We start from the raw sequence: 12,551 nt of genomic DNA, 5'->3' as shown, positions 1-12,551 counted from the left end.
GTTCTTTACCAATGGTCGAGGGCTGTATGGAAAATTTGACGGTTGTTGATCATCCGCTGCTAAAACGAGATCTCACGGTGCTTCGCCGGGACGATACCTCGCACGGGGCGTTTCGGAAAACGGTGTCCGATGCGGCGGCCATTCTGGCCTATGAGGCCCTGCGCGACATTCCGTTGAGGGAGACTGAGATTGAGACGCCCCTCGAGACGACTACCGGCTACGAGATTGCGGAGGACGTTATGGTGGTGCCGATCATGCGGGCCGGACTGGGAATGGTTGACGGCTTCGTGCGATATCTTCCGGAAGCGCGCGTCGGCCACCTGGGTATGCAGCGGGACGAGGAGACGTATACCCCGGTGGATTACTACAGCAATATCCCGAAGGGCATTGAGGAGGCACACGTCTTTGTCGTCGATCCGATGCTGGCGACGGGGGGGAGCGCGTCCTTTGCGATCGATCACTTGAAGGAGGAAGGGGGCGAGAACTTTACCTTTGCCTGCTTGGTGGCGGCGCCGGAAGGGGTGAAGACCCTCCGGGCAGAGCACCCAGACGTGCCGGTCGTGACGGCCGGACTGGACCGGGAGCTTGACGAGGATGCGTTTATCCGGCCGGGGCTGGGGGATGCGGGGGATCGGATCTTTGGAACCCGTGAGTCCTGAGTGGACACGTTCCGGGCGAGGGCGCGCGCCGCGGACTTCGTTCGAGATCCACGACCAGATTCGTATCTCGCGGAGGGATCTACGTGTGCCGGAGGGAGGTGAGGATTGCTGTTCTGAGTGTCTGTCTATGAAGTCTCATTCACCAGCACTTTCGTCGCTCCTGGACATCTCAGATGTCCAAACTTGATCTAGGCAAGTCTAGATTGCCAGAGCCTATCGAAGAGACTTGTGAGGCCTCACCGTCCATTGTATAGGCTCTGAGACAAGCTCAGAGCGACCATGTAGCCAAAATTTGGTTCAGGGCAACTTCATAGACGCATTCTAAGGTGTCTATGGTCGTACAGAAAACGTCCACTTCTCGATTTTTGCCTCCCAGCTCGTGATTTAAACATGACTCCTAGCTCGTTGACTCGTGCGGTTTTCGTGGTGCTTGGCGCGTTGTTTTTGGTCGCCTCCCCTGCGGTGGGGCAAGGGAGCGGAACGATGGACGTGCCGAGTCCGGTGCTCACGGGAATCGAATTCACAGTAACGGTGCCGGGCGACTCCGCGCTGGCGGAGAAGGGGGCGCCAATGGTTCAGGTGGGCGGGGAGACGCAGGCTCTGTCGTACGACGCGTCGCAGGAGCAATGGACGGTAGAGGGGGTGACGGTGGCATCGAACGGAGGGACAACCGTAGAGGTGGTGGCAGGGGGCCAGACGCTGCGGTCGGCCGATACGCGTGCGATTCCGGGCTGGCTGTCCATCGTGCCGCCGCTGCTTGCGATTGGAATGGCCTTGCTGTACCGCCGGGTGGTGCCGGCGTTGTTCTTTGGGGTGTGGATTGGGGCTGTTCTCGCAATAGGATACACGCCGTGGGCTGCGTTCAAGGGGTTGCTCGACACGATGCAAGTCTACGTGCTCGGGGCTCTGGCAAATGAGAGCCACGCCGCCATCATTCTGTTTTCGCTCATGATTGGCGGAATGGTGGGCATCATTTCGAAAAATGGCGGTACGCTCGGGATTGTCGAGCGCCTGACCGGGTGGGCCAGCGACTCGCGGCGCGGGCAGGTGGCCACCTGGGCCCTTGGTCTCGGCATCTTCTTCGACGATTACGCCAATACGCTCATCGTGGGCAACACAATGCGGCCCGTGACGGACCGTCTGCGCATCTCGCGCGAAAAGCTCGCTTACATCGTCGACTCCACCGCGGCGCCCATTTCCTGTCTCGCATTTGTAACCACCTGGATTGGGTACGAAGTGGGCCTCGTGGGGACGGCCATCGAGGGAATAGAAGGATTTAACCAGGGGGCGTACTCGGTTTTTCTCAACTCGATTCCGTACAGCTTCTATCCACTGCTTGCTCTTTTCTTCGTCTTCCTCATCGCCTATTCGCGACGAGACTTCGGGCCAATGTACCACGCTGAGAAGCGGGCGCGGGAGACGGGGCAGGTGCTTGGTCCGGATGCGAATGTGGACGAAGCGGCAGCAGAGGGGGACGAGTTGTCTCCGCCGGCGGATGCGCCGAATCGGGCCGTGAATGCTGTAATTCCCGTGGTTGTCCTCATCGGGACCGTCCTCGCCGGACTCTACGCGACCGGTGCACAGGCGGCTGGAGCCGATGCCTCGCTACGCGAGATTATTGGGGGCGCCGACTCGTACGCGGCCCTCATGTGGGGGTCTCTGATAGGAGTGCTCACAGCTGCGGCATTGTCACTGGGACAGGGCATCCTGGATCTGGAGCAGACGGTCGAGGCGTGGTACGAAGGCCTCAAGTCGATGCTCTTTGCTATGATCATTCTGGTCCTCGCGTGGGCCCTTTCCAATATCACGGAGGTGCTGCACACGGCGGATTATCTCGTCTCGATTTTGGGTGAGTGGTTGCCGGCAGGAGTGGTGCCGGCCATCATCTTCGTGATTGCCGCGGCGACAGCATTCGCTACGGGATCGAGCTGGGGCACTATGGGCATCCTGATGCCGCTCGTGGTGCCGCTGGCCTGGGCGGTTCTCGCAAAAAATGGCATGGCCTCGCCGGATCACTACCATATTCTGTACTCGTCGGTCTCCTGCGTACTGGCTGGGGCCGTGTGGGGCGATCACTGCTCTCCCATATCGGACACCACGATTCTATCCTCAATGGCCAGCGGCTGTGACCACATCGATCACGTACGGACGCAGTTGCCGTACGCGATGAGTGTGGGCCTCGTGGCCCTTCTCCTCGGAACGTTGCCCACCGGTTTTGGGCTGCCGTGGTGGGTGTCTCTGAGTGTGGGGGTTGGCGTGCTCGTCACCCTCCACCGGGTTGTGGGCACCCCCATCGAAACGGCTAAGCCCCCGTTCGAAACGTCCGATCCGGTGGAGGCCTCAGCGGCAGGATGATTTCACCGAGAACGAGTCCGGTGGGGGTTGAGCCTTGTCTCCCAGGGGGCTATCCTTGCTGTAATCCCTTTTCACTACCGATTGACCATCCGACCGAACACCATGCTTCTTGACGCCGACAATCGTCCCTGGGGGCGATGGGAAGAGTACCTGAATGAGCCTGGGTATCGCGTAAAGCGTATTGTTGTCCATCCGGGGCAGCGCCTTTCTCTTCAAAAGCACGAGCACCGGAAGGAGCACTGGGTTGTCGTGCAGGGCGCGGGAATCTTTACCCGAAATGACGAGGAGATTGAAGTTTCAAAGGGGGATACCTGCTTCATCGACGTGGGGGACGTGCACCGCATTGAGAATGACGGAGAAGAGCCGCTCGTTTTCATCGAGACGCAGATCGGTCTTTGCATTGAGGACGACATCATCCGTCTGGAAGACGACTATGGACGGAAGTAGCATCAGGGGGCGCGGAGCCCGAAAAGACCAGGAGCGGGGAAGATTCAGGAAGTTTGAGGACGTGCCATTTCCACTTTGGCACCTCCCCTCGTTCCGTGCGTTAGCACCTTGATAGCACGATCTTCAGTATGAACGGTGTTTTTGCGGGGGTCGTGCGTGCACTGCTTCGATCGTTCGGACTGCACTCTGACTCTATGGTACTGCCGATACACCTTTACGGGCACGATGCGCTTCGTCAGGAGACGGATCCGGTGAAGGAGAACACGGAGGCGCTTCAAGAGCTCATCGACAACATGATTGAGACCATGCACAATGCCGCCGGGATCGGGCTGGCGGCTCCGCAGGTGGGCCGGGACGAGCGCCTCTTCGTGATTGACGTCACGCCGATGGCGGCGGAGATGGAGGAGGACGATGAGCCGGTGCCTCCTCAGCCAATGGTTTTTATCAATCCGGAGATTGTGGAGGAAGGAGAACAAGAGGTAGACATGGAAGAGGGGTGCTTGTCCATTCCAGAGGTGCGAGAGACGGTAACCCGGCCCCAGCGCGTGCGAGTCCGCTACCGCGATCGAGACTTCAACGAGCAGGAGATTGACGCCGGGAGTGTTCTCGCTCGCGTCGTGCAGCACGAGTACGATCATCTTGAGGGGGTGCTTTTCACCGACTATCTGAGCAGTTTTCGCAAGCGCCTGTTGCGCCGGAGTCTCCGTAAGATGACGGAGGGCGACGTAGAGGCCGATTATCCTCTTGTGGCGCAGGGCGATGAGCCGGTGCAAGCACGATGAGGGCCAGTTGCGGAGGTCAATCGTGATCCGGTGGACTCGATTTCGCTCACGCAGCACGGGTCACATGCGTACGTGGTTGCCCTGAAATTGAACGTTGCGCTGGAATGGCTCGGCACACTCTTTCCCCCGGCGAGGCACGCAGAGTGTACGACCGGATTGGGCGCTGGCAAGACACTCAGGCGTTCTACGAGGATCCGGCCCTTGATGCGTTGATCGCGTGCGGCGATTTTGAGCATGCGCGGTCAATCTTCGAGATCGGATGTGGGACCGGGCGGCTTGCCGAGCGGCTTCTCCGGAGTCATTGTTCGCCCGGGGCACGCTACACGGCCAGCGACCTGAGTCCGACGATGGTCGAGATTGCTCAGGATCGGCTTGCGCCATTTGGAGACCGCGTCACGGTTTTTCTGACGGAGGGCGGCCCCGACGTCCCGCGAGTAGAAGGAGCGAAGGATCGGGTGGTAGCGACGTACGTGCTCGATCTGTTGTCGAGAGACGACATCCGGGCAGTGCTAGCCGAAGCGTATCGTCTGATTGCGCCAACGGGGTGTCTCTGTCTTACGGGGCTAACGGCGGGGGACACTCTCATTGGTCGGTGTGTCTCTTCGCTCTGGGACTCTGTTCATGCGGTTCGGCCCGAATGGGTGGGCGGCTGCCGTCCATTGTCACTGCGGGCATGTCTTGATGAACGCTGGTGGGGAGTGAAGCATCACCGCACGGTGCGGGCGTGGGGTGTACCGTCGGAAGTGGTCGTTGCCGAGCGGCGGAACGGATCTGAACATTCTTCTCGATTCTCCTGAAGAGAACGCACAACCATCTTTTCCATGAGATCTAATTTTTCGAAATGAGTGCGTTGCGGACGTGCGTTCTGGTCGGAGGGAGTCTCCTGCTCCTTGCCGCCTGTGGAGGAACGGAGGCCCCCTCAGAAGGCCCGCCCCGGTACGTGACGACCATTCCCCCATTCGAGATGATTCTCGCGCCGATCGTGGAAGGGCGAGGGACGGTTGACGTGCTACTGGCGCCTGGATCTTCTCCTCATACCTACGATCCGACGCCGTCCAACGTACGGGCGGTTGCAAACGGGAGAGCACTCGTCTATGGGGCCGAGCAGCTTGACGGCTGGGCCGCTGATTTATCGACACGTCGTCTGGCCCTGCTCGATCTCGTGCCCCCCACTGCGCAGCGGGCGTTCGAAGACACAGAGACCGTCGATCCCCACTTTTGGACGGATCCGCAGGTTGTGATATCGTTGCTCCCGGTACTGGCCGACACGCTCTGCGCGATCGATGCGGAGGGCTGCTCGACCTATCAGGCAAACGCCGACTCGTTTGCCACAGCCCTCACCACCCTTGATGCACGACTGCGGACCATCCTACAGCCGATTCGCGACACGCCGGTTCTTCTCGCACAGCCGTTTTTCCGGTACTTTCTTCACCAGTACGGTCCTCCTCTGGTCGGCGTCGTAGAGCCGCGTCCGGGGGCGGAGCCGACCCCTCGACAACTGCAAGCGATGGTGCAGGTGGCGGAGACGTCAGGGGCACGGGGCATACTGACGCAGCAGCATCTTTCGGCGCGTGCGGCGCAGGCGGTTGCGGAGTCGGCAACGCTGCCGTTGGTTCCGCTTGACCCCCTGGGCGGCACAGAAGGGCGAGAGACCTATGCGGAGTTGATGCTCTACAACGCTCGGGTGTTGCGCGATTCGCTCTTCCAATTCGCTCCGTGATCGATTCGGAAGCTGTTTTACGGATGTGCCGTAGCCTCCGATTTTGTGAATCTCGTGCAACATGAGTTTTGCGTGAGCCCGGTCGTGCAATAGCAGGACTCATTGAGCACCATTTTGCACCGTCGGGCACTGTGTCTCGGTGCTCACATCAATCTTCTGAGCGACATCTCAAGGGATCAGCCCGTGGTGGTGGGCGTTGCCTCGACTGATGTTCGTTTTTCTTCGCGTTCCGCGTTTTTCTTTCCCGTGACGCATGCTCCTCCCGCGGTTGCTGTTTCCAGTCTCAGCGTCCGGTTCGGTGATCATTCTGTACTCGACGATGTCTCGTTTGAGGTCGACGCGGGCCGCTTTGTGGCCGTGGTGGGGCCCAATGGAGGCGGCAAGACGACGCTGCTTCGCGTGTTGCTTGGCTTACGGCCGCCGGATACAGGGAACGCGCACGTGCTCGGTCGTCGCCCGTCGAGCATTGAGCCGGGCCTTGTGGGATACGTCCCGCAGGTGAAACGACTCGATCGCACGTTTCCGGCTCGGGCCCTCGATCTGGTGCTCACGGCCCTTCATCAACGGTGGTCCTTTCGGGTTTCGTTTGGCGATCGAAAGCAGGCCCTGAATGCGCTGCGGCGGGTGGGGGCGGAGGCGCTGGCCGATCGGCCTCTGGACGGATTATCGGGAGGCGAACTGCAGCGCGTGTATTTGGCGCGCAGCTTGGCTCGGCGCCCGCGCCTCATTCTGTTGGACGAGCCGGCCACCGGCATTGATGTGGCCGGGGCCGCGGATCTGTACGACGTGCTGGAGACGGATCAAGAAGAGCGGGGGACCACCATCGTCATGGTGACCCACGACTGGAACGCGGCGTACCATCACGCCGATCAGGTTCTTTTGCTGGACGGACGACAGGTGGGGTTTGGGCCGCCGGAGGAGGTGCTCACCGATGCCGGCCTGCGAGAGGCCTTTGGGCACACGGGTCACGCACATGCCATGCTCATGGGGTAACAGCCACTCATGCTTCCGAATGCCCTTTCGCTTCCATTCATGCAGCGAGCCCTCGCCGCGGGGGTCGTGGTTGGGGTGCTGGCGAGTTACTACGGCGTCTTCGTCGTACAACGGCGCTTGAGCTTCCTCGGGGTCGGGCTTTCACATGCCGCGTTTGGTGGGGTGGCCCTCGGCTTACTCCTCGGACTGAATCCGCTCTGGACCGCCCTTCCGTTTACGGTTGTGGTGGCGCTCGGCATCACCGCGATTACGCACCGTAGTACCGTGAGCGGGGATACGGCCATCGGCGTGTTCTTCGCCGCGTCCATTGCAGTCGGGGTCGTCCTTCTAACATTCAAGCAGTCGTACACCGCCGACGCGTTTGCGTATCTCTTCGGGTCGATCCTTGCAGTGAGGCCGGCCGATCTCTGGGTCCTCGGGGGCATTGCCCTGCTGTCAGGCGGGACGGTGCCGCTCTGGGGACGCTGGGCCTACGCGACATTCGACCGAGATCTTGCGCGGGCGGACGGCGTGCCCGTCGACCGCGACGATTACGTGCTGTCGGTCTTTTTGGCCGTGACCATCGTGGCGGCGGTGAAGGTGGTAGGCATTGTGCTTGCCGCGTCCTTTTTTGTCATTCCAGCTGCGGCGGCTCGCCTGCTCGCCCACACGTTTCCGCGCATGACGGTGGTGTCCGTGTTGCTGGGAGGGATGACAGCTGTGGGAGGGCTGCTTGGCAGCTACGCGTTCGACCTTCCGAGCGGGGCGGCCATTATCCTTGTGCAGGCCGCCGCATTCGGGATCGCAGTCGTGGTTGGGGGCCGCCTCTGATTCGAAACAGACGGTTGTAGCACGATGAGAATGTCGTCGCGTCGTCGGACCTGGATGCTTTTTTTGGCGACGACAATTGCTGTTGTCGCGCTTGCCCTTTCTCCGCCGCTGTTTTCGCCATTCTGGCGGGCGGTCGTAATGCATGCCTTTTCCCCAGTGTGTCACCAAGTTGCCGTCCGATCGCCGCACCTCGGGGGCGTCCAGTTGGCCATTTGCGATCGGTGTATAGGGATCTACCTGGGATTGGTCATCGGCGTCGCGTCCGTAGGGTGGGGGCGTCTCTTCTGGCAACGGGTCGGGACCCATGGGCGGTACGTGCTGCTGGGGAGTCTCTTGCCTCTTGGGATGGATTGGGTGGGACCGGTTGTGGGGCTCTGGAGCAACACTCCCGTCAGCCGGGCCGCAACCGGGATGGTGTTTGGTCTTGTGGCTGCCAGCTTTGCGACGGCACAGGTGCTTCGACGAATGGACGAGCGTGCCGATTCGGCATGATTGTGAAGGGAGGCGAGATCCCGTGCCGGCAGAGCACTGCGCCGGATGGAGCCCCTTTCAGTTGGGAGTCCTCTTCTCTACTTTTGCGATCGGGGCCGGACGAATGAGGCTCTCCAATTCTATTCATACCGATTCTCTTGTTCAACGGACGAAGCCCTTCTATGACTACGCGACAACAGTCCATTCTTATCGGGGCCGTCGTCACGGGCGTGCTGAGTTCCTCCTACCTTAGCTTCATCAATGTGGTGTGCTGTCTGGGAGTTGTTCTCGGCAGCATGGTGGCCGTGCAGCAGTTTACGAGCCGGAGTGGCACGTCGATCGAGGTAGGCGATGGGGCCGTTTTGGGCGCCCTTTCGGGCGTTGCAGGGGCCATTTTTGGGTCGATCTTCGACCGTCTGCTTCGGCCCTTGGGGCTTGATTCGACGACCATTTCGCAGGACATGATAGAGCAGATGATGCAGGGCCAGCAGGGCATGTCGCCGGACATGATGGAGCAGCTCCAGGGGGGCGGAAGCGGAGGGATGATGGCCTTTGTTCTAGGCCTTCTGTTCGGAATAGTCGTCTATGCGATTTTTGGCGCCGTGGGGGGAGCCATCGGCGCAGCGGTGTTTGGCGAGGACGAGGGTGGGGGCGAGGGCGTTCGGGCCGCAGAGGCCGAGGTGATCGAGTAGACGGCGTCAGTCAAAAAGGGACGGTTCGGTCTGGCGTCGTTCTAGTTCTTCGATGAGGCGGCGGTTCGCGCGGGGAAAGGCGTACTCGTCGAGTTCGCTCACGTGGACCCACTGAAACGGTTGCTCTTCTCGGGCTTCTGGCGTGCCCTGATCAATGTGGCACCGGAAGGCATGAAGAGTGATTTTGAAGTGGGAATAAGCATGAGAGAGGGTGTAAAAGTGGTCGTCGATCGCCACGTCAATGCCGAGCTCTTCCCGCACCTCGCGCCGGCACGCCTCCTCGATCGTTTCGTCGTCTTCCTGTTTGCCACCGGGAAACTCCCAGAGGCCGCCGAGCAGGCCCTCGTCCGGACGACGCTGGATGAGGATCTGGTCGCCATCAAATACGAGTCCCACAGCAATGTCGTGATGCGGCACCGGCTCCGACTCCGGCGTGATGGGGTAGTCCTCTTCCGTTCCGGCCTCGTGGGCGCGGCATGTGTTCTGAAGCGGGCAGCGGTCACAGAGCGGCGTGCTGGGAGTGCAGACGAGCGCTCCGAGTTCCATCAGTGCCTGGTTGAAGTCGCCCGGTCGGGCAGTCTCCAACAGGTCATTGGCAAGGGCGCGGAGGGCGTTTTGGGCCGATGTGGTGGTGGCATCCTCCTCCAAAGCGAAGACGCGGCTCAGCACGCGCGTCACGTTGCCGTCCAGCACCGCGTGGGGCTTCTGGTAGGCAATAGAGAGGACCGCGGCGGCGGTATAGGGACCAACCCCCTTCAGGTCGCGGATGGGGTCCATTGAATCAGGAACTGTCCCATTATGCTCCGCCACGACCGTCTGCGCTGCCTCGTGCAGGTGGCGCGCCCGGGCATAAAAGCCGAGGCCTTCCCAGTAGGTGAGCACGTCGTCGCGCTCGGCCTCCGCAAGTGCCTCCACGGTTGGAAAGGCCTCCAGGAAGCGGGGGTAGTAATCGCGGACTGTATCGACCCGGGTTTGTTGCAGCATAATCTCCGACACCCAGATGCGGTAGGGGTCGTTGGTTTCGCGCCAGGGCATCGACCGCTTGTGCTCGTCGTACCAGTCGAGCAGATCCTCACGAAAAGTCTGGCGCTGGCGGTCGGTCGGAGTCAGATAATCGTTCGACACGGGAAGAGGGGGTTGGAAAAGTCGTTTCTGTGGAGGGAAGCGAGAACCGGCTGAAGACGGAGGCTCGGAAACAAATCACTCCCAAAGACGCAGGGAGCACACCCGAAGTGCAACGTCTTCCGCAGCACGTGACGGGCTCTTCAAAGTTTTGGGGCCGGGCCGCTGGGGGGGGGGCTGGCTGCCTATATCTACTGGAGCGTGACCCGGACGACCAGGGTGTCGGGCGAGAGCTCTGGATGGGTAGCGCGAAGGACGATGTCGTAGGTGCCCGGGTCGACCCCTTGAGTAATCCACGTGAGCGAGCGTCCGGCAACGCCGCTGAGAGCCGGGCCGTTGAGTATGGTGTACTGCGTGACCGGGGCGTCCTGCACGCGGGCGGGGAGCGAGACGAGGACGGGCGTATCGGTCGACGCGGTGGACGCGATCGTGTCGGGGGGGCGGGTCGTTGCAACCCGAGCCTCTCCGGCAGGTTCGACGGAGGAGGGGCCTGTAGTGCCGAGCAGAAACAGGCCGAGACTGGCAACAAGTCCGAGGGCCGAAGGACGCAGCATGCAGCAGGAGCGTGATCCGATATGAATGGCGACAACGTGCTATACCTAGCGGCGTGGGCGGTGTTGCTCGCTGTTGGTACGACAGCAACAGGCCCGCTCTACGGACAGTCGGTGTCCTCTGGGGAGGCGCCAGGGCCAGAGTGGACGCTTGTGGTGGACGGCACGGTGACGTCGTGGCCGGAGACTTCGCCTGCGGCATCTACCGACAGTGTCCGTGCCGTTGGCACCCGGGTTGTCGACCGGTATCGGCACAACGGGTATTACTACGCCCGTCTCGACTCAGCGCACATTGACACGAGTGCCGCGCGCCCCAACGTGCGCCTCTACGTACAGCGGGGGCCGCGGGTAGACGTGGGGCGTCTGCGCATCCAGGGAGCGAGTGTGCTTCCTGCCCCAACGGTGCGTCGGCTGGTCGATACGGAAGAAGGAGAGCCACTCAATCCCAATCGTCTTCAGGCCGACATTCAGGCGCTTTTGGACCGCTACGAAGAGATGGGGCACCCGCTAGCTCAGGTTCGCGTGACAGAAACTGCGCTCGACACCACGAACGCGCCTGAGCTGATGGTCACGCTTGCCATTGAGGAGGGACCGAAGCTCTGGCTTCAGCGCATCACAGTGCCTGATGACGCCCGCACGTCACCCGCCCTGCTAGCGCGTCTCACGGATCTTCGCATTGGGGCGCTTCTCACCGACTATGATCCTGAGACCCTCCGCTCGACGCTGCAAGAAAATCCCTTTTTCGAGTCCGTTGGAGCGCCGGAGCTCACCGTGACGTCCGATGGGGGGGCGATTCTTCATGTCCCCGTCGACGAGGCGCCGCCGGGAGCGTTTGACCTGGTGCTGGGCTACCTGCCGCCCTCGGAGGGGCGCGAGGGAGGACAGCTGATTGGGAGTGGCCACTTGCTGCTGGAGCACCTGTTTGGCGGCGGCCGCCGATTCGACCTGACCCTCGACCGGCGGCCGGGCCAGACGAGCATTTTCGACCTCTCGGTGTCGGATCCGTATCTCTTCGGTCTTCCCCTTCGCGTGACGGGGCAGTTTCGGGGCGAGCAGCGCGATTCGACGTACAGTGAACGGACCTACGGCCTACGCACGGGCTATGAGTTGTACCGGAATTTCGAGCTTACGGGGCGTCTCAGCCGGGAGGTTGTGAAGCCGGGGCCGGCCGGGGCACAACTCCGGGGGCGTCGGCAGCACATTCCGCGATCGCAGACGCTGTTTTACGGTCTCGGCGTGCGGTACGAATCCCTCGACCGGCACGTGAACCCGCGCCGCGGGCTTCAGGTGGACGTGTACGTAGATCAGGGGCAGAAGCAGCGAATGCTCCGTCGCATCACGGCTGCGGGCGATACGACCCGTGAGCGTACGTCTCTACGGCAGGAGCGACTGGAAGGCACGGTTCGGGCGTTTCTTCCGCTGTTCGAGCGACAAGTGCTGGTACTTGGAGGCGATGGGGCCGTCCTCCGCAGTCGGGCGTACGATCGAAGCGATCTGTTTCGGTTTGGCGGGGCCACGTCGCTTCGGGGCTACGACGAGGATCGGTTCCTCGGCAACGTGACTGCACGTGCACTCCTCGAGTATCGGCTGCAGCTCGATCGACGGTCGTACCTTTATGCCTTCGGCGATCTGGGGTATGTAGAGCGGCCTGCGATGGGCGAATCATCCGCCACCCAAGCGTGGTATCCGGGCTACGGACTCGGGCTCCAGATCGATACGGGCATTGGACTCATTACAACGACCTATGCCCTGAATCCAGACGTGGCAACACCGGCCGATGGACGCATTCACTTTGGGCTTTCGGTTGGATTGTAGCTCCCCTTGCCACAGGCGACGATGCAACTTGCCCTGAAGCACTCAGAACAAAACTGTCTCGAAATGGGACCTACGGGCATCCCGTGTGGCATTTTGCGACGGTCTGTCCGTCTCGGTCCGAATCAATCGGGCAC

13 protein-coding genes are annotated in these 12,551 nt (G+C 61.4%); 11 read left to right on the top strand and 2 right to left on the bottom strand.

What is annotated here, in order from left to right:
• Nucleotides 1-26 precede the first annotated feature (26 nt).
• The 10 genes from upp (at nucleotide 27) to BSZ35_RS04730 (ending at nucleotide 8,929) form a co-directional block, all read left to right on the top strand.
• Entirely contained in the window at nucleotides 27-659 is a 633-nt protein-coding gene (upp, locus tag BSZ35_RS04775) for a uracil phosphoribosyltransferase (RefSeq protein WP_105011376.1), read from the top strand.
• A 390-nt stretch (nucleotides 660-1,049) separates the two neighbouring features.
• Nucleotides 1,050-3,014 (top strand): Na+/H+ antiporter NhaC family protein, encoded by a 1,965-nt coding sequence (locus tag BSZ35_RS04770; RefSeq protein ID WP_105011375.1) that lies wholly within the window; start codon nucleotides 1,050-1,052, stop codon nucleotides 3,012-3,014.
• A 102-nt stretch (nucleotides 3,015-3,116) separates the two neighbouring features.
• Entirely contained in the window at nucleotides 3,117-3,461 is a 345-nt protein-coding gene (locus BSZ35_RS04765; RefSeq protein WP_105011374.1) for a phosphomannose isomerase type II C-terminal cupin domain, read from the top strand.
• A 194-nt stretch (nucleotides 3,462-3,655) separates the two neighbouring features.
• Nucleotides 3,656-4,243 carry a peptide deformylase gene (gene def, locus BSZ35_RS04760; protein WP_105013723.1) on the top strand — a complete coding sequence of 196 codons (588 nt, stop codon included), beginning with the start codon at nucleotides 3,656-3,658 and terminating at the stop codon, nucleotides 4,241-4,243.
• A 104-nt stretch (nucleotides 4,244-4,347) separates the two neighbouring features.
• Nucleotides 4,348-5,040: a class I SAM-dependent methyltransferase gene (locus BSZ35_RS04755; protein ID WP_105011373.1), complete on the top strand. Its 693-nt coding sequence runs from the start codon at nucleotides 4,348-4,350 to the stop codon at nucleotides 5,038-5,040.
• Nucleotides 5,041-5,084: 44 nt separating this feature from the next.
• Nucleotides 5,085-5,963: a metal ABC transporter substrate-binding protein gene (locus BSZ35_RS04750; protein ID WP_105011372.1), complete on the top strand. Its 879-nt coding sequence runs from the start codon at nucleotides 5,085-5,087 to the stop codon at nucleotides 5,961-5,963.
• 246 nt (nucleotides 5,964-6,209) lie between these two features.
• Complete coding sequence (locus BSZ35_RS04745; protein WP_105013722.1) at nucleotides 6,210-6,956, top strand: metal ABC transporter ATP-binding protein; 747 nt, start codon at nucleotides 6,210-6,212, stop codon at nucleotides 6,954-6,956.
• A 9-nt stretch (nucleotides 6,957-6,965) separates the two neighbouring features.
• Nucleotides 6,966-7,766, top strand: coding sequence for a metal ABC transporter permease (locus BSZ35_RS04740; protein WP_219846585.1), 801 nt, complete (start codon nucleotides 6,966-6,968; stop codon nucleotides 7,764-7,766).
• Nucleotides 7,767-7,796: 30 nt separating this feature from the next.
• Complete coding sequence (locus BSZ35_RS04735; protein ID WP_258096076.1) at nucleotides 7,797-8,258, top strand: DUF2085 domain-containing protein; 462 nt, start codon at nucleotides 7,797-7,799, stop codon at nucleotides 8,256-8,258.
• 161 nt (nucleotides 8,259-8,419) lie between these two features.
• Nucleotides 8,420-8,929, top strand: a complete 510-nt coding sequence (locus BSZ35_RS04730) for a hypothetical protein (RefSeq protein WP_105011370.1) — start codon at nucleotides 8,420-8,422, stop codon at nucleotides 8,927-8,929.
• A 6-nt stretch (nucleotides 8,930-8,935) separates the two neighbouring features.
• Here the strand turns inward: BSZ35_RS04730 and mutY are convergent, their stop codons facing one another.
• The gene (mutY, locus tag BSZ35_RS04725; protein WP_258096075.1) at nucleotides 8,936-10,054 is read right to left on the bottom strand and encodes an A/G-specific adenine glycosylase; all 1,119 of its coding nucleotides are present in this window, start codon (nucleotides 10,052-10,054) and stop codon (nucleotides 8,936-8,938) included.
• A gap of 188 nt (nucleotides 10,055-10,242) precedes the next feature.
• Nucleotides 10,243-10,605 carry a hypothetical protein gene (locus BSZ35_RS04720; protein WP_105011369.1) on the bottom strand — a complete coding sequence of 121 codons (363 nt, stop codon included), beginning with the start codon at nucleotides 10,603-10,605 and terminating at the stop codon, nucleotides 10,243-10,245.
• Between the two features lie 21 nt (nucleotides 10,606-10,626).
• On the opposite strand from BSZ35_RS04720, the gene BSZ35_RS04715 reads away from it, so the two are divergent.
• Nucleotides 10,627-12,417 (top strand): BamA/TamA family outer membrane protein, encoded by a 1,791-nt coding sequence (locus BSZ35_RS04715; protein WP_105011368.1) that lies wholly within the window; start codon nucleotides 10,627-10,629, stop codon nucleotides 12,415-12,417.
• Nucleotides 12,418-12,551 lie beyond the last annotated feature (134 nt).

The organism is Salinibacter sp. 10B (genome assembly GCF_002954405.1).
Taxonomy (GTDB): Bacteria; Bacteroidota; Rhodothermia; order Rhodothermales; family Salinibacteraceae; genus Salinibacter.
This window is presented reverse-complemented; position numbering and strand designations above follow the sequence as displayed.